At 62.4% G+C, this 15,736-nt stretch carries 16 protein-coding genes and 1 riboswitch; of the genes, 3 read left to right on the top strand and 13 right to left on the bottom strand.

What is annotated here, in order from left to right; all coding sequences use genetic code 11:
• Nucleotides 1-2: 2 nt before the first annotated feature.
• The 5 genes from OCK01_RS17445 to OCK01_RS17425 form a co-directional block, all read right to left on the bottom strand.
• Nucleotides 3-1,418 carry a lipopolysaccharide biosynthesis protein gene (locus tag OCK01_RS17445; RefSeq protein WP_263825026.1) on the bottom strand — a complete coding sequence of 472 codons (1,416 nt, stop codon included), beginning with the start codon at nucleotides 1,416-1,418 and terminating at the stop codon, nucleotides 3-5.
• Between the two features lie 137 nt (nucleotides 1,419-1,555).
• Entirely contained in the window at nucleotides 1,556-1,984 is a 429-nt protein-coding gene (locus tag OCK01_RS17440) for a DUF1178 family protein (protein ID WP_182828040.1), read from the bottom strand.
• A gap of 24 nt (nucleotides 1,985-2,008) precedes the next feature.
• A complete protein-coding gene (locus tag OCK01_RS17435) occupies nucleotides 2,009-2,842 on the bottom strand; it encodes a carbon-nitrogen hydrolase family protein (protein WP_263825180.1) in 834 nt (277 codons plus the stop codon).
• Entirely contained in the window at nucleotides 2,842-3,096 is a 255-nt protein-coding gene (grxC, locus tag OCK01_RS17430; RefSeq protein WP_263825025.1) for a glutaredoxin 3, read from the bottom strand. Before grxC ends, OCK01_RS17435 begins: the two co-directional genes overlap by 1 nt.
• A gap of 41 nt (nucleotides 3,097-3,137) precedes the next feature.
• Complete coding sequence (locus tag OCK01_RS17425; protein ID WP_412179026.1) at nucleotides 3,138-3,920, bottom strand: ComF family protein; 783 nt, start codon at nucleotides 3,918-3,920, stop codon at nucleotides 3,138-3,140.
• Nucleotides 3,921-3,978: 58 nt separating this feature from the next.
• Here OCK01_RS17425 and OCK01_RS17420 point away from each other — a divergent pair, with 58 nt between their 5' ends.
• Entirely contained in the window at nucleotides 3,979-4,863 is an 885-nt protein-coding gene (locus tag OCK01_RS17420; RefSeq protein WP_263825024.1) for a methyltransferase domain-containing protein, read from the top strand.
• A 55-nt stretch (nucleotides 4,864-4,918) separates the two neighbouring features.
• On the opposite strand, the gene OCK01_RS17415 is transcribed toward OCK01_RS17420, so the two are convergent.
• From OCK01_RS17415 to OCK01_RS17395, 5 genes are all read right to left on the bottom strand, one after another.
• The gene (locus OCK01_RS17415) at nucleotides 4,919-5,236 is read right to left on the bottom strand and encodes a hypothetical protein (RefSeq protein WP_263825023.1); all 318 of its coding nucleotides are present in this window, start codon (nucleotides 5,234-5,236) and stop codon (nucleotides 4,919-4,921) included.
• 96 nt (nucleotides 5,237-5,332) lie between these two features.
• Nucleotides 5,333-5,749 carry an 8-oxo-dGTP diphosphatase MutT gene (gene mutT / locus OCK01_RS17410; RefSeq protein ID WP_263825022.1) on the bottom strand — a complete coding sequence of 139 codons (417 nt, stop codon included), beginning with the start codon at nucleotides 5,747-5,749 and terminating at the stop codon, nucleotides 5,333-5,335.
• On the bottom strand, nucleotides 5,746-6,525 hold the full coding sequence (locus tag OCK01_RS17405; RefSeq protein ID WP_263825021.1) for a GNAT family N-acetyltransferase: 780 nt from the start codon (nucleotides 6,523-6,525) through the stop codon (nucleotides 5,746-5,748). Before OCK01_RS17405 ends, mutT begins: the two co-directional genes overlap by 4 nt.
• Nucleotides 6,506-7,747 (bottom strand): bifunctional glutamate N-acetyltransferase/amino-acid acetyltransferase ArgJ, encoded by a 1,242-nt coding sequence (gene argJ / locus OCK01_RS17400; protein ID WP_263825020.1) that lies wholly within the window; start codon nucleotides 7,745-7,747, stop codon nucleotides 6,506-6,508. The genes OCK01_RS17405 and argJ overlap by 20 nt, the downstream gene beginning before the upstream one ends.
• A gap of 91 nt (nucleotides 7,748-7,838) precedes the next feature.
• The gene (locus OCK01_RS17395) at nucleotides 7,839-8,693 is read right to left on the bottom strand and encodes a peptidylprolyl isomerase (protein ID WP_263825019.1); all 855 of its coding nucleotides are present in this window, start codon (nucleotides 8,691-8,693) and stop codon (nucleotides 7,839-7,841) included.
• A gap of 239 nt (nucleotides 8,694-8,932) precedes the next feature.
• Between OCK01_RS17395 and secA the strand changes: the two genes are divergently transcribed.
• Both secA and OCK01_RS17385 read left to right on the top strand, forming a co-directional pair.
• A complete protein-coding gene (gene secA, locus OCK01_RS17390) occupies nucleotides 8,933-11,632 on the top strand; it encodes a preprotein translocase subunit SecA (RefSeq protein ID WP_182828032.1) in 2,700 nt (899 codons plus the stop codon).
• Nucleotides 11,633-11,750: 118 nt separating this feature from the next.
• Nucleotides 11,751-12,557, top strand: a complete 807-nt coding sequence (locus OCK01_RS17385) for a hypothetical protein (protein WP_263825018.1) — start codon at nucleotides 11,751-11,753, stop codon at nucleotides 12,555-12,557.
• Between the two features lie 9 nt (nucleotides 12,558-12,566).
• Here OCK01_RS17385 and ubiG read toward each other — a convergent pair whose 3' ends face one another.
• From ubiG to metA, 3 genes are all read right to left on the bottom strand, one after another.
• Nucleotides 12,567-13,316 (bottom strand): bifunctional 2-polyprenyl-6-hydroxyphenol methylase/3-demethylubiquinol 3-O-methyltransferase UbiG, encoded by a 750-nt coding sequence (ubiG, locus tag OCK01_RS17380; protein ID WP_182828030.1) that lies wholly within the window; start codon nucleotides 13,314-13,316, stop codon nucleotides 12,567-12,569.
• A 110-nt stretch (nucleotides 13,317-13,426) separates the two neighbouring features.
• Nucleotides 13,427-14,617 carry a vWA domain-containing protein gene (locus tag OCK01_RS17375; protein WP_263825017.1) on the bottom strand — a complete coding sequence of 397 codons (1,191 nt, stop codon included), beginning with the start codon at nucleotides 14,615-14,617 and terminating at the stop codon, nucleotides 13,427-13,429.
• 4 nt (nucleotides 14,618-14,621) lie between these two features.
• The gene (gene metA / locus OCK01_RS17370) at nucleotides 14,622-15,569 is read right to left on the bottom strand and encodes a homoserine O-acetyltransferase MetA (RefSeq protein WP_182828028.1); all 948 of its coding nucleotides are present in this window, start codon (nucleotides 15,567-15,569) and stop codon (nucleotides 14,622-14,624) included.
• Between the two features lie 51 nt (nucleotides 15,570-15,620).
• Nucleotides 15,621-15,698: riboswitch (SAM riboswitch) on the bottom strand.
• Between the last annotated feature and the right edge of the window lie 38 nt (nucleotides 15,699-15,736).

Below are 15,736 nucleotides of genomic sequence, written 5' to 3'. Positions count from 1 at the left end.
GGTCAGGCTTCTCCCAAAGTCTTGTTTCCGGCGATCGGCCGGGCAAATGCGAAAAGGACTATTCCGAGTTTCCGCCGCACGGCCACATGCAGGAGCAGCGCTTCCGCCGCCATGGCGCCCGCTGCGGCAAAGGCCGCGCCTTCGATGCCGAACAGCGGCAGAAGCACGACGTTGAGACCGATATTGACGGCCAACGCCGCGACATAGAGTTTGACGCACAATGCCTGATGTCCGGACATCGTAAGGAGCACTTCGCCCGGGCCCACCAGCGCCTTCGTCATGATGCCGAAGAACAGGATGACCATGACGGCATAGCCTGAGACGAAGCCGGCGCCGAACATCGACAGCAGAAATTTGCCCGCCGCCAGCAAGCCCAGCCCGACGGCGAGCGACGGCCAAAAGGACCAGCGAACGGTGCGGCCTGCAAATTCCGCCAGTTCGCGCGTCGCGCCCCGCGCATGCAAGGCGGAAAACTGGGGGGCGCTCGCCGCTTTCACCGAAAAGAACACGAACTGCACGAGAACGATGGTCTTCGACGCCGCGAAGTAGACGCCGACCTGGGCAGGGTCGAGAAACAGCCCCGTGACCACGGTGTCTGAATTGGTGAGCAGGAAACTGAAGCCTTCGATCAAGAAGATCGGCAGCGCCACCCGCAGCCAGGAGCCGAATTCGACCACCGATGCGCCGCGCTCATAGCGGCGATTGAGCCGCCAGTTGATGTTGAAGAATTGCCCGATCGTGGTGGCGTAGGTGGCCACGAGACTGGCGACCAGCGCCGTTTCCGCCGTGCGCGGCTCTCCCGCCCAGACCGCCAGCAGCATGAAGACGAGGATGAGCGTCGGTCGGATGAGATAGGTCGGGCTCAGCGCCACGACCGCCCAGGAATTGGCGCGCGCCGTGCCTTCCATCGTGTCGCCGAGCGCAATCATCGGCAGGATGAACAGAGCAATGAACAACGGCGCGACGTAATAGGGCTCCAGCCGATCGGCGAACAGCGTCAGCACGACATAACCGATCAGCGCCACCAGGCTCGACGACACGAGCGCGAAGATGCGGGAGGCGGTTGTCAGGCCGCGGGCGCGGTCGTGATCGCGCTCGGCCTCGAATTGAGGCAGGAAGCGGATCTGCGCCGAATGAAAGCCGAAACAAGACAGATTGCCGATCAGGATCACCAGCACCCAGACGAACACGAACAGTCCATATTCATGCTCGCCCATGATGCGGGCGAGAATGATCTGAGAGACGAAGGCGATGCCGGCCGAGAGGATGCGGATGAGAAAGGCGATCAGCGCCATGCGCCCGGCGCGGCTTTCAGGGTCGGTCTCGCGCAGTCGAGTCCAGACCTTGCCCGCGAGCGCCTTGACCTGGCTCACGCGACCCGACGGGACGTCCTTGGCTGGGGCCTGCAGAAGGGCCATGATACGCAATACCCGAACTCATACGCGCGGAAAGGAACAGTCTCCGCTTGTACATGGGTCTTGGTTAAGAAAGGGTTGGACCGGCGCCCGAAATGCTGAACATCCAAGCGCAGAGGGCCCCCCGCCGAAGGCGGTTTTCAGTTGATATCGTCGGGAAGGACCGGAAGCGGCGCGATCTCGACGCCCTCCTCCAGCAGCGCCTTCACCTCGACGGGCGAAGCCTGGCCGATGATGCCGCGGGCTTCGGTCTCGCCGTAATGGATCTTGCGCGCTTCCTCGGGGAACCGCTCGCCCACATCCTCGGCATTGTTGCGTACTTCGGTGACGATCTCGCGCAGTTTCTGCATCACTTCCTTGCGAGTGACGTCGAGCGCCAGCGCGGTCGTTTCGTCCTTGCGGCGGCTGGTGGAAACGCTGGGCGCCATCAGCATCTTGGAAACTGACAGCGAGCCGCAGGCCGGACAGGAGACGAAACCGGCTTCGGCCTGCCGGTCGAAATCGGCGCTCGAGGCGAACCAGCCTTCGAATTCATGCGCCTTGTCGCAGTGGAGGGAATAGCGGATCACGATCTCACTTATCCTTGATGGAGGTCAGAGCCTGACTTCGGTCAGTTCGAAATCCCGCGCATTCTTGAGGTTGGGGATTTTGGCGCGAGCGGCGATTGTTTCCGCAATGTCGATATCGGCCATGATCACCGCTTCGCCCACCGAGGGCGCTCGGGCGAGAATGCGGCCCCAAGGATCGACGATCATCGAATTGCCATAGGTTTCGCGGCCGTCTTCATGCAGGCCCGCCTGGGCGGCGGCAATCAGAAACACGCCGTTTTCGATGGCGCGGGCGCGAACCAGCACCTCCCAATGCGCTTCACCCGTCTGGCGCGTGAAGGCCGCGGGCAGGCTGACGATCTCGGCGCCGGCCATCGCTTCGGCGCGGAACAGCTGCGGAAAGCGGACATCGTAACAAATGGCGAAGCCGAGCGCGCCGAAGGGGAGATGCGCCACGCGCGCCTCCGACCCCGGCCGATAGACGGCGCTTTCGCGCCAGCTTTCGCCATTGTCGAGATCGACGTCGAACATGTGGATCTTGTCGTAGCGGCAGACGAGTTCCCCATCGGGTCCGAACAGGAAGCCGCGATTGGCCGTCTTGCCGTCCTCGAGCGCGATCGCGGTCGAGCCGACATGCAGATAGACGCCGAGCTCGGCCGACAGCCCCTTGGCGCGCGCCACGATCAGATCCGTCTCTTCCGGTCGGAGGATCTCGGCGAGTCCCTTGCGGTCACGCTGCAGGGCGCCGGTCATCTCCGGCGTCTGGATATAGACGGCGCCGCCGGCATGCGCCTCGCGCACGAGAGCATCCATGCGCAGCGCATTCTTCTCCGGGTCCACGCCCGAACACATCTGGATCGCGGCGATTTTCACCATGATCAGGCGGCCAGGAGGGGATCGAGCTTGCCGGCGCGATCGAGCGCATGCAGATCGTCGCAGCCGCCGACATGCTGGCCGTCGATGAAGATCTGCGGGAAGGTGTTGCGGCCGGATTTCGCCATCATTTCCTCGCGGATATCGGGCTTGCCGGTGGCGTCATGCTCGACGAAATCGACGCCCTTTCCGCCGAGCAACGCCTTGGCGGCGCTGCAATAGCCACAACCCTGTCTCGTATAGATCACCACGGACGCCATGCCAGTCTCCGTTCAACGCCGAAAAAACGTTCTTCTTTCCGTCATATAGTGTCCGGCAAGGCCCTTGCAAAGGTCAAAACATCGACCCCCGTCGCCCCGCTGCGCGCAAGCAGCCGCGCGATGGCCGACACCGTGGCGCCCGTCGTGTAGACGTCGTCGACGATCAGGATGCGTCGACCGAAGATTTCGCTCGCGCCGCCCTCGTTCAGCCGGAACGCGCCGCGCACATTGGCGTCGCGGCCCAGTCGAGTGAGCCCGACCTGATGGGCGGTGTTGCGGATGCGTCTCACCGCGTCCGGCAACATCGGGACGCCCGTTCTGGCTGAGAGCGCGCGCGTGAGTTCCGCCGCCTGGTTGAAGCGCCGCTCCAGCATGCGCCGGCGATGCAACGGAACCGGCAGCAAAACATCGGAGGCGGCGATCAGCTCCGACCCGGCCCGCGCCATCCACAAAGCCATCATCGGCGCGAGTTCCGTCTGGTCGCGATACTTCAAGCCATGCACCAGCTCGCGCGCCGGTCCATCGAACAGGCAGGCCGAACGCAGGCGCGCAAAATCCGGCGGGTGGGCGATGGCTTCCGCAGACAGCGCGCCGGGCCCGAGATCATGGCTGAATGGACTGCCGAGAATGTCGCAATAGGGTTTTTCGATGAAGCGGACTTGCGACCAGCAGGCGGCGCACAGCGCCCCGCCGTTCATGGTCAAGCGTCCACAGACCGGGCAGGTCGGAGGAAAAAACAGATCGGCGGCCGAACGGCTCAGCCATCCGCCGGTTTCCTTCGCTGCGCGACCCAAGCCGCGCCAGGAGCCTGACACCCTCCACATCGCTTGACTTCGCCGGGCGTTTGGTGACTGTGCCGCCAATCCACGAGAGTAGCTGACGATGGAAATTCTGATTGATCCCGATCTCGCTGTAAAGCGCCGCCGGCGCGCCGCGCGCGCTTTCGATCCCAAAGCCGGATTTTTGCTCGATCTCGCGGCCGAGGAACTGTCGCTGCGGCTTTCGGCGATCGAACGCCGCTTCGACGACGCGGTCGAACTGTTCGGCGGCACGGGCGCGGCGGCCGGCGCCTGCCTCGCCACGGGCAAGATCGACGCGATGAAGACCGTGGAGGTCGCGCCCGAGGCGCATCCCGCCATGCTCGCCGGCAGCTTCGAAGATGTGCCGCTCGAAGCCGAGAGCGTCAATCTGGCAATTGCGCCGCTGTGCTTGCATCTCGTCAACGATCTCCCGGGCAGCCTGATCCGCATCCGGCGGGCGTTGAGACCGGACGGCTTCTTCATGGCGGCGATCCCCGGCATCGGCACGCTCGCCGAACTCAACGACGTGTTGATCGAAACCGACATCGCGCGACATGGCGGCGCGAGCCCGCGCGTGGTGCCGTTCGGAGAGGTGCGGGCGCTGGGCGCGTTGTTGCAGCGCGCCGGCTTCAGTCTTCCTGTGGCCGATGTCGAGAATTACACAGTTCGCTATGATTCACTCTTCTCGCTGATGGCCGATCTCCGGGCGATGGGTATGACCAGCAGTCTAGCGGCCCGGTCGCGGACGCCGGTGTCGCGAGGCTATTTCATCGAGGCGGCACGTCGTTATCAGGAGAAATATTCTGATCCCGACGGCCGCATTCGCGCGACATTCTCGCTGATTTTCCTGTCGGGCTGGGCGCCGCATGACAGCCAGCAGAAGCCGCTGCGGCCCGGCTCCGCCAAGATGCGGCTCGAAGACGCGATCCGCCAGGCGGCGCAGGCAGCCGAAGAAAATGGATCCTGAATCAAAAACCCGGCTTCGAGCCGGGCCGCCGCGTCTCGAAGCTGGTGAAGATAGGTCAGCAGCCGTTGCGCACGCCGTTCTGGTCGATGATGCAGACATCGCCGGGACTATCCTGCAGCACCGAACGGCGGATCGTGTAGCGCTTGACCTTGCCGTCGCCGGTCGGGATCGACCCGGTCTTGATATCGTCATAGCCGAGCGTGGCGCCAGCCTGCATCTCGTCGCTCTTCTGCGACACGATCGGGGTCAGGATCAGCGACAGCGCGATCGCCGCGGTGCCGAACAGCAATGCGACATTGACGGCTCCGATGCGATTGCGGCGCTCGTCGACAAAATCCCCTTCACGGGACTCTCTCAAGTCATCATCGTCCATGTTCACACAAGCCTGTCGTCAGTCCGGTTTGGTTACCGGATCGATAATGCCAGCGCTTACTAAACAGAGTCTTAACAGAAGGTTATTCCACAGGCTTTATGGGAGGAGATCGACCAGAAATGGCACAAGCGGATCGTCCGCCGGCGGCATGGGATAGTCGCGTAGATCCTTGGCGCGCACCCATTTGACCGCCTGTCCCTCCAAGCCGCGAGCGATGCCCTCGTAGCGGCGGCAGACATAGAGCGGCATCAGCAGGTGAAAATCGTCATAGCTGTGGCTGGCGAAGGTCAAGGGGGCCAGACAGGGGATCTTGGTCTCGATACCCAGTTCCTCGCGCAATTCGCGCACCAGCGTCTCCTCCGGCGTTTCGCCGGGCTCGACCTTGCCGCCGGGAAATTCCCAGAGGCCGGCGAGCGACTTGCCTTCCGGCCTTTGGGCGAGCAGCACTCGTCCGTCGGCATCGATCAGCGCGCAGGCGGCCACCAGAAGAATGCGTTTGCCGGGCCCGCTCATTCCCCATTCCCCTTGCGCCAATAGGCGTAGTCGTAAATCACGCTGAAGCCCATATCCTTGTAGAGAGCGACGGCGCCGTGATTGGCGGCGATCACTTGAAGCCACGCTTTGCGCGCGCCGCGCAGACGCGCCCAACGCAGGGCGCCGGCGACGAGTTCGCGACCCAGGCCCTGCCGGCGTAGATCGCGGCGCACCACGACCTGTTGCAGCCCGGCGAGATCATTGTCCTGCACGCAGATCGCCACGGCGCTCGGACCATGAGCGTCTTCCAGCAGAAATAGGCCGGCGGTCGGTTCGATCGCGGCAATGATGGCGCCGATCACCTCGGCGTCGGCTTCACGGCCGTCATCGACAGCCACACAGGCGTCCGAGAAACGGCGGATATCATGGCTCGGCAGGTGATCCATGCCATGGCTGAGATCGAGCGCGTCGAGATCGGCGCCCATCACATGCGTTTCCGATCCCCGCGTCCAGCCTTCCCCAGCCAGAACGTCCAGAAGAGCAGGCGGGCAGAGCGGCGATTGCCGCACCGTCGGCGTCACGCCCTCTGCCAAGAACCGGGCTTCCGCCTGACGCAACCGCTCCGTCATGTCGCGGCTGTCGAACGGATCGAGCGGCACCAGGCTGTTCAGGCGCTTCGAGGGATGGCCGGGCGTGATGCGGAGCTGCCAGCTCCCGTCGAAGGACACCGATTTCGCCGGCCAGGCGCGAAAGCCAACCGCCTCCAGCCGCCGCACCAGAGGCAGGGTTTTCCCGTCAGCTGCGATAGTCGCCATTGATCTCAACATAGTCCTTGGTCAGATCGCAGGTCCAGACCGTGGCCTGTCCCGAGCCGAGGCCGAGATCGACCCGAACCGGGATCTTGTCCTTTTTCATCACGGCGGAGGCCGCCTCTTCGGAATAATCGGGGTCGCGCTCGCCGTCGACGGCGACGCGGATATCGCCGAAGCTGATTTCCAGAAGATCGCGGTCCGCCGGCTCGCCCGACTTGCCGACTGCCATCACGACGCGACCCCAATTGGCGTCTTCGCCCGCCACCGCTGTCTTGACGAGCGGCGAATTGGCGATCGACAGCGCGACCTTCTTGGCGCTCTCGTCGCTGACCGCGCCGTTGACCGTCACTTCGAGCATCTTGCGCGCGCCTTCACCGTCGCAGACCACCTGATGGGCGAGGTCGAGAAGCAGGCTGTCAAGGGCCGAAGCGAAATCGGCGAGGGCGGCATCCGTCGCAGCGGTCACCGTGGCCTGGCCGCGCTTGGCGGCGGCGCGGGTCGCAAACAGCATCAGCGTGTCGGAGGTCGAGGTGTCGCTGTCGACGGTCACCGAATTGAAGCTCGGGCCGACGCCCTTCGCAAGAAGCGCCTGCAGGACATCCGCCGGAAGATCCGCATCGGTCACGACGAAGGACAGCATGGTCGCCATGTCGGGGGCGATCATGCCGGCGCCCTTGGCGATGCCGTTGATGGTCACGGTCGCGTCGCCGATCCTGGCGCTGCGGGTTGCGACCTTCGGATAGGTGTCGGTGGTCATGATCGCCTTGGCGGCTTCGAACCAGAAGTCGCCGGTCAGTCGCCCGGCGAGATCGGGCAGGACGGCGGCGATCTTGGCGGCGTCGAGCGGCTCGCCGATCACGCCGGTGGAGGCGAGATAAATTTCGTTTTCCTCAGCGCCGAGAGCAGCGGCGGTCGACTGCGCCGTCAGGGCGGTCGCCGCCTTGCCCTTCTTGCCTGTGAAGGCGTTGGCGTTGCCGGAATTGACGATCAGCGCCTTGGCGCGGCCATGCGGCAGATTGGCGCGGCAGAAATCCACCGGCGCCGACGGGCATTTCGAGCGGGTGAAGACGCCGGCGACGGTGGCAGGCTCGTCGAAGGCCATCATCAGCACGTCGGTGCGGTTCTTATACTTGATTCCGGCTTCGGCGGTGGCCATGCGGACACCCTCGATGACGGGCATCTCGGCATAGGACTTGGGCGCGAGGGGAGATACGGCGTGCGACATGGAGACCTCTCTTTTCGGGGACTTTTCCCAGTCTGGGGTCTGGAGTTGAAGGCCTGATGGCGAAAGGCGCCCCGGAAGGCGCCTTTTTTGATCAGTTTGCCGGCTTGTTGGCTTCTTCGTAGCCCTTGGCCAGCGCCGGATCCTTGACCTCGATCTTGGCGGCGTCTTTCGACGTCTTGATCAGTTCGAGATACTTATCGCGCATGATGATCTGGCGGATCTGATCCTTGACCTGCTCGAGCGGCGGCGGCGGCGCGATGCGCTTGTCTTCGACCTTGATGACATGCCACCCGAACTGGGTCTTGATCGGCGCCTTGGAGACCTCGCCCTTCTGCATGGCGAAAGCGGCCGTCTCGAATTCCGGCACCATCTGTCCCTTGCGGAAATAGCCGAGATCGCCGCCGTCGGACTTGTTCGGATCGGTGGACTTTTCCTTGGCGAGCTCGGCGAAATCCTTGCCCTCGCCCAGCGCCTTGATCACCGCCTTGGCTTCATCCTCGGTCTTGACCAGGATGTGGCGGGCGCGAACTTCTTCCTGCTTCGGCATCGCCTTGATTTCGGCGTCGTAGCGCGTCTGGACGTCGGCGTCGGTCACGGCGTCGACGACATGCTTCTTGAAATAGGCATTGTGGAGTTCGCGGTCGACGATGAAGGCGACGCGCTCCTTGAATTCGGGCGTCTCGTCGAGCTTCTCGCCCTTCGCTTTGACGGCGATGAGCTTGGCGTCGATCAGCGACGACAAAGCGGCCAGCCGCTTCTGCTCGGGCGGCAACTGCGACAGCTGCGGATCGATGTTGCTTTCGGCGAGATCGAGATCCGCTTTGGTGATGTCGACGCCGTCGACAGTGGCGATGACCGGGTTGGCCGCATCCTCGGCGAACGCCCCGTTGGAGACGATCAGGAGGGCGGTCAAAGCGGTTGCGGCTAGCAGGCCTTTGCGAAACATCTTCTCACCATTCTGGCACAAAGGAAAAACAGGGTCCGGGATTTGCATTTTTCAAGCCAAAAGGCAATCGGAAAAGCGGGCGCGCCAGCGCTTGCCGTTGACAGACCACCGGCCCCCTCTTATCTGTCTCGCGGGTTTGCGCTGAAGAAGAATGCGGCGCAGCGGAACGTTTTTACGGCTTGATACTTGAGACGCCGAAACCTCCGCATACAGAAGACAGTTCAGAAAGGACCATAGGCATGGTCAGTCTCGGCGGGCTCGCCCGTAAATTGTTCGGTTCCTCCAACGATCGCCGCATCCGTTCCTACAAAGTCCGTGTCGCCGCCATCAACGCCCTGGAAGCCGAGATCAAGGCTTTGTCGGACGACGCGCTGAAGGCCAAGACTGGGGAGTTCCGCCAGCAGCTGGCCGACGGCAAATCGCTGGACGACATTCTCGCCCCCGCTTTCGCCGTGGCTCGCGAAGCCGCGCGCCGCGTGCTCGGCATGCGCCCCTTCGACGTGCAGCTGACCGGCGGCATGATCCTTCATGAACGCGGCATCGCCGAAATGAAGACCGGCGAAGGCAAGACGCTGGTGGCGACTTTGCCTGTTTATCTCAATGCGCTCTCCGGCAAGGGCGTGCATGTGGTGACGGTCAACGACTACCTCGCCCAGCGCGACGCCGCCCAGATGGGCAGGGTCTACGGCTTTCTCGGCCTGACCACCGGCGTCATCGTTCATGGTCTCGACGACGACCAGCGCCGCGCGGCCTATGCCTGCGACGTGACCTATGCGACGAACAACGAACTCGGCTTCGATTATCTTCGCGACAACATGAAGTTCGAGAAGGGCCAGATGGTCCAGCGCGGACACAATTTCGCGATCGTCGACGAAGTGGACTCGATCCTGATCGACGAGGCGCGCACGCCGCTGATCATCTCCGGCCCGCTCGACGACCGCTCCGAACTCTACAACACGATCGACGCCTTCATTCCGCAATTGTCGAACGAAGATTACGAGATCGACGAGAAGCAGCGTTCGGTGAATTTCTCGGAAGGCGGCACGGAAAAGCTCGAAAACCTGCTGCGCGCCGCCGGTCATCTCAAGGGCGAGTCGCTCTACGACGTCGAAAATGTCGCGATCGTCCATCACATCAACAATGCGCTGAAGGCCCATAAGCTGTTCCAGCGCGACAAGGACTACATCGTCCGCAATGACGAAGTGGTGATCATCGACGAATTCACCGGCCGCATGATGCCGGGCCGCCGTTACTCGGAAGGCCTGCACCAGGCGCTGGAAGCCAAGGAAAAGGTGCAGATCCAGCCGGAAAACCAGACGCTGGCCTCGATCACCTTCCAGAACTATTTCCGCATGTATTCCAAGCTCGCCGGCATGACCGGCACGGCGAATACCGAGGCCGAGGAATTCGGCAATATCTACAATCTCGAAGTCGTCGAAGTCCCAACCAATGTGCCGATCCAGCGCATCGACGAGGACGACGAGGTCTACCGGACCGTCGAGGAGAAATACAAGGCGATCATCGCCGACATCAAGGAATCGCAGGCCAAGGGCCAGCCCGTTCTGGTCGGCACGACTTCGATCGAAAAGTCGGAACTGCTCGCCGAACTGCTCCGCCGCGACGGCGTGAAGGACTTTCAGGTTCTCAATGCGCGCTATCACGAACAGGAAGCCTTCATCGTCGCTCAGGCCGGCGTGCCCGGCGCTGTCACCATCGCCACCAACATGGCCGGACGCGGCACCGACATCCAGCTCGGCGGCAATGTCGACATGCGCATCGCCCGCGAACTCGCCGAGATGCCGGAGGGACCCGAGCGCGCGGCGCAGGAGCAGGCGATCCGCGACGAAATCAAGGTGCTCAAGGAGAAGGCGCTCGCCGCCGGCGGTCTCTACGTGCTCGCCACCGAGCGCCATGAAAGCCGCCGTATCGACAACCAGCTGCGCGGTCGTTCAGGTCGTCAGGGCGACCCGGGTCGTTCGAAATTCTTCCTGTCGCTGCAGGACGATCTCATGCGCATCTTCGGTTCCGAGCGCATGGACACGATGCTGGTCAAGCTCGGCCTCAAGGAAGGCGAAGCGATCATCCATCCCTGGATCAACAAGGCGCTCGAACGGGCGCAGAAGAAGGTCGAAGCCCGCAACTTTGACATCCGCAAGAACCTCCTCAAATATGACGACGTGCTCAACGACCAGCGCAAGGTGGTCTATGAGCAGCGCCTCGAACTGATGGAAGCCTCGAGCGTCACCGAGACGATCGACGATATGCGGCACGAGGTGATCGAGGTGATCACCAAGAAACATATTCCCGAGCGGGCCTATGCCGAACAGTGGGATGTGGCCGCCCTTCGCCAGGAAATCCGCGACACGCTCGGTCTCGACCTGCCGGTCGACGCCTGGGCCGCCGAAGAAGGCATCGCCGAAGACGACATCGTGGAGCGCGTCAAGGAAGCCTCCGACGCCGTCATGAAGGACAAGGCCGACCGCTTCGGCGCCGATCTCATGACCTATATCGAGCGCTCGATCGTGCTGCAGACCATGGACCACCTCTGGCGCGAGCATATCGTCAATCTCGAACACCTCCGCTCGGTCATCGGCTTCCGCGGCTACGCCCAGCGTGATCCGCTGCAGGAATACAAGCAGGAAGCTTTCGAGCTGTTCCAGGCGCTGCTGGCCAATATGCGCAACACGGTGGTGACCCAACTGATGCGCGTTGAACTCGCCCAGAGCGCGCCGGATCCCGACCTGCCGCCGATGGAAGGCCATCACATCGACGCTTCCACCGGCGAAGACGACTTCGGCGAAGGCGGCTTCCAGGCCACCGAAATCCGCCGTGATCCCAACGATCCTTCGACCTGGGGCGAAGTCGGCCGCAACGAGCCCTGCCCCTGCGGCTCCGGCAAGAAATACAAGCATTGCCACGGATCCTACGAGACGGTGTGAGATCGCCTATAATGTCAGACGAAGCCGCGCGGCCGCATGGCCGCGCGGCTTTTTATTTACATCGGCCGCGGAGCGCGCCAAGAAGGCGCGACGGATACTCGCAATCGGACCCAAAGGCATGTTCATCTCCAAGAAGGTCGTCTATCTGGAAATGCAGAAGACCGGCAGCACCCATGTGCGCCAGGTGCTGAAGCGTTACGTCGGCGGCAAGACCGGCGAGCGGCATGAACAACTCACCGATTTCGAAAGCGTCAAGGACCGTCTGATCGTGTCCTCGATCCGCAATCCCTGGGACTGGTATGTGTCGCTGTGGACCTTCGGCTGTTCGGGCTCGGGCGGTTTTGCGCGCTATCTGATGCATGCGCCTTTCAGCGAGATCAGGCATGCGGCGCGGCATTCCGGCTGGGCTGCGGGTCTTGCGGCGACAGGACGGGCTTTTGGGCGCATCGGCCGACATCCGCAATGGCGGAAGCTCTATTCGGACGCCGCTAACCAGGAGAACTTTCGGCGATGGCTGACGCTGCTTCTCAGCGAGGAAGGCCGGTCCATCGCCAAGGAGGGCTATGCATCGAGCGCCATACGCCATGAAGTTGGCTTCATGACGTTCCGGTTCCTGGCGCTCACGACGGAGTTCAACGCCTGGAACGCGACGGGGCGTCAGGCGGATAGCCGTGAAGGCATCCACGCCTTTATGGAGCGGCATAGCATCGCCAGCCGCATTCTGCGCATGGAAAGGCTGAACCAGGATCTTCATGGGCTTCTACAGGACATCGGCAAGCCGGTGTCGATGGAAGACCTGGAGGCGATCGGCAAGACCAATGCCCGTGAACACGCCAAGTATGGCTATTATTACGACCCCGAGACCATCGATCTCGTCGCGAAACGCGACTGGCTGATCATCGAGCGCTTCGGCTACACGGTCTGACGTCGACGTTCACAGCGGCTTCTTTTCCGCCACCAGCATGTAATTCACGTCCATGTCCTTGGACAAGTTCCACTGGTTCTGGAGAGGATTGAAGAACACGCCGGTGCGCTCGGTGACCGACATGCCTCCCATGCCGAGAGGCGCTTCGATTTCCTCGGGGCGCACCAGCTTCTCATATTGATGCGTGCCGCGCGGCAGCCAGCGCAGCACATATTCCGCGCCGACGATGGCAAGAGCCGCAGCTTTCAGCGTGCGGTTGATGGTGGCGACGAACATCAGCCCGCCGGGTTTTACAAGCGAGGCGCAGGTTTCCATGAAGAAGGCGACGTCGGCGACATGCTCGACCACTTCCATGTTGAGCACGACGTCGAACTGCTCGCCGTCCGCCGCCAATTGTTCGGCGGTGACGGCGCGATAATCGACGGCGACGCCCGACTGTTCGGCATGTGTGCGGGCGATGCCGATATTCTTTTCAGACGCATCCGCGCCGACGACGCTTGCGCCCATCCGCGCCACGGGTTCGGACAGCAGACCGCCGCCGCAGCCGATATCGAGCACCCGAAGACCGCTCAGCGGCAGATGCGCCTTGGGGTCACGACCGAAATGGACCGATACCCTGTCGCGAATATACTCGATGCGCACCGGATTGAATTTATGGAGCGGCCGGAACTTGCCGGTCGGGCTCCACCATTCCGCCGCCATGGCGGAGAAGCGATCGACTTCGGACTGATCGATGGTGGTCTTGGCGGCTTCGGTCATCGCGACGCTCCTTCGTTCCGGCGCCGGCTTCACCGACGCGAGGCTTTCGCCCTTATACGCAGGAGTGTCAGTTCGGCCTTGTGACAGCTGAAGTCAAGATCGGCAGATGCTCAGCGCGACAGTTCTTTTGCCGCAGCCTCCAAACCGCCCAGCGTCAGCGGATACATTTTGCCGGCGAACAATTGCCGGATCATGGCGATCGACTGCGTATAGCCCCATTGGCTTTCGGGCAGCGGATTGAGCCAGGCCCATTTGCGGAAATGGCCCGTGACCCGGTCGAGCCAGACAGCGCCCGGCTCGCGGTTCCAATGTTCGACCGAACCGCCGACCATCTTGATCTCATAGGGGCTCATCGCCGCGTCGCCGACGAACACCACCTTGTAATCGGGACCATAGGTGTGAAGCACCTCCTCGGTGGGGATGACCGAGACGCGACGGCGGAGATTGTCCTTCCACACGCCCTCATAGAGACAGTTGTGGAAGTAGAAATATTCGAGTTGGCGGAATTCGGAGCGAGCGGCCGAAAACAGCTCTTCGGCGACCTTAACATGATCGTCCATCGAGCCGCCGATGTCGAAAAACATCAGAAGCTTCACGCGGTTCCGCCGCTCCGGTCGGGTCTGGATGTCGAGCCAGCCATGTTCGGCGGTGGCGCGGATCGTGCCGTCGAGATCGAGTTCTTCGGCCGCGCCGTCGCGCACCCAACGCCGCAGCCGCTTCAGCGCCACCTTGATATTGCGCGTGCCGAGTTCGACCGTATCGTCGAGATTGCGGAAATGCCGCTCGTCCCAGACCTTCACAGCCTTGCGATGCCGGCTTTCCGTCTGGCCGATACGCACGCCTTCGGGATTGTACCCGCCGGCGCCGAAGGGCGAGGTTCCGCCGGTTCCGATCCATTTGTTGCCGCCCTGATGCCGCTCCTTCTGCTCGGCAAGCCGCTGCCTCAGCGTTTCCATCAATTTGTCGAAGCCGCCGAGACTTTCGACCAGCGCCTTCTCCTCTTCGGACAGATGGCGGTCGGCGAGCCGCCGCAGCCATTCCTCCGGCAGATCGACAGGGTTGCTCGCCTCGCCAGAGGTCTCACCTTGGCCGATTACGCCGCGAAAGACATGGGCGAACACGCGGTCGAAACGGTCGATGAAGCGTTCGTCCTTCACCAGCGCGGCGCGGGAAAGATAATAGAAGGCCTCGACGTCGAAATCGGCCACGCCCTCCTTCACCGCCTCGAGCAGCGTCAGATATTCCCGCAGGGTGACGGGGACCTGAGCCGATTTGAGTTCGAGGAAGAAGGGCAGGAACATGATTTCAGGCGATCTCCATGTCGGCCCGTAGCTCGCGCTGCCCGATATCGGCGAGATTGTATTCCGTCGTCTGATAGACCTGGTTGATCCAGTTGCCGAACAGAAGATGCGCGTGGCTCCGCCAGCGATTGAGCGGCTGCTTGGACGGATCATTGTCCGGGAAATAGTTTTCCGGCAGCTTGACCGGCACGCCCGCCGCCTGGTCGCGGAAATATTCGTCCGCCAGCGAGGTGGAGTCATATTCGACGTGATTGAACATATAGAGCCGGTTGCCGCGCTTTTCGGCCACCATGCAGACACCCGTCTCATGCGAGGTCATCAGAACCTCCAGCCCCGATTTCGGATCCATGTCCTTGCGCAGCACTTCCGTCCAGCGCGACACCGGCACGGCGAAATCGTCGGAAAAGCCGAGAAGATAGGGTGAGGCCGGATTGAGGTTGCGGTGCCGGTAGACGCCGAAGGCCTTTTCCGTGAGCGTGTATTTCGGCACTTTGTGGAAGTGATAGATCGCCGCCATCGCGCCCCAGCAGATGTTCAGCGTCGAATGGACATTGGTCTCGGTCCAGTCGAAGATCGCCTTCATCTCGTCCCAATAGGTGACGTCCTCGTAATCGAGCAGTTCAACCGGCGCGCCGGTGATGATGAAGCCGTCGAACTTGCGGTCCTTCACCTCGTCCCAGGTCTTGTAGAAGGACAGGAGATGATCCTCGGATGTGTTCTTGGACTTGTGGCCGCCGACGCGGACGAGCGACAGCTCCACCTGCAGAGGCGACGCGCCGACCAGACGGGCGATCTGGATCTCCGTCTTGATCTTGTTGGGCATCAGGTTGAGAAGACCGATCTGCAGCGGACGAATGTCCTGCCGGATGGCGACCGAATCGGTCATCACGGGCACGCCTTCCTGAACGAGGGTCTGGAACGCAGGCAGTTGGTCGGGAATCTTGATGGGCATCGGGGCACTCCTTAACGCCGGCGCCGAAATACAATTCGCCGGTCCCCTCGCCCCTTCGCGCGGTGGCCCTATTTAGCAAATTGTTTAACGTGGCTGCAAGCCGGCCGGCAAATCACCACGGTTTGACTTGTCATACACCGGGCGACGCCAATTTTCAATGTGATGAA

It is taken from the genome of Rhizobium sp. TRM95796 (genome assembly GCF_025779995.1).
In the GTDB taxonomy this organism is placed as follows: domain Bacteria; phylum Pseudomonadota; class Alphaproteobacteria; order Rhizobiales; family Rhizobiaceae; genus Rhizobium_E.
Note: the sequence above shows the minus strand (reverse complement) of the source record. Positions and strands in the feature narration are given on the sequence as shown.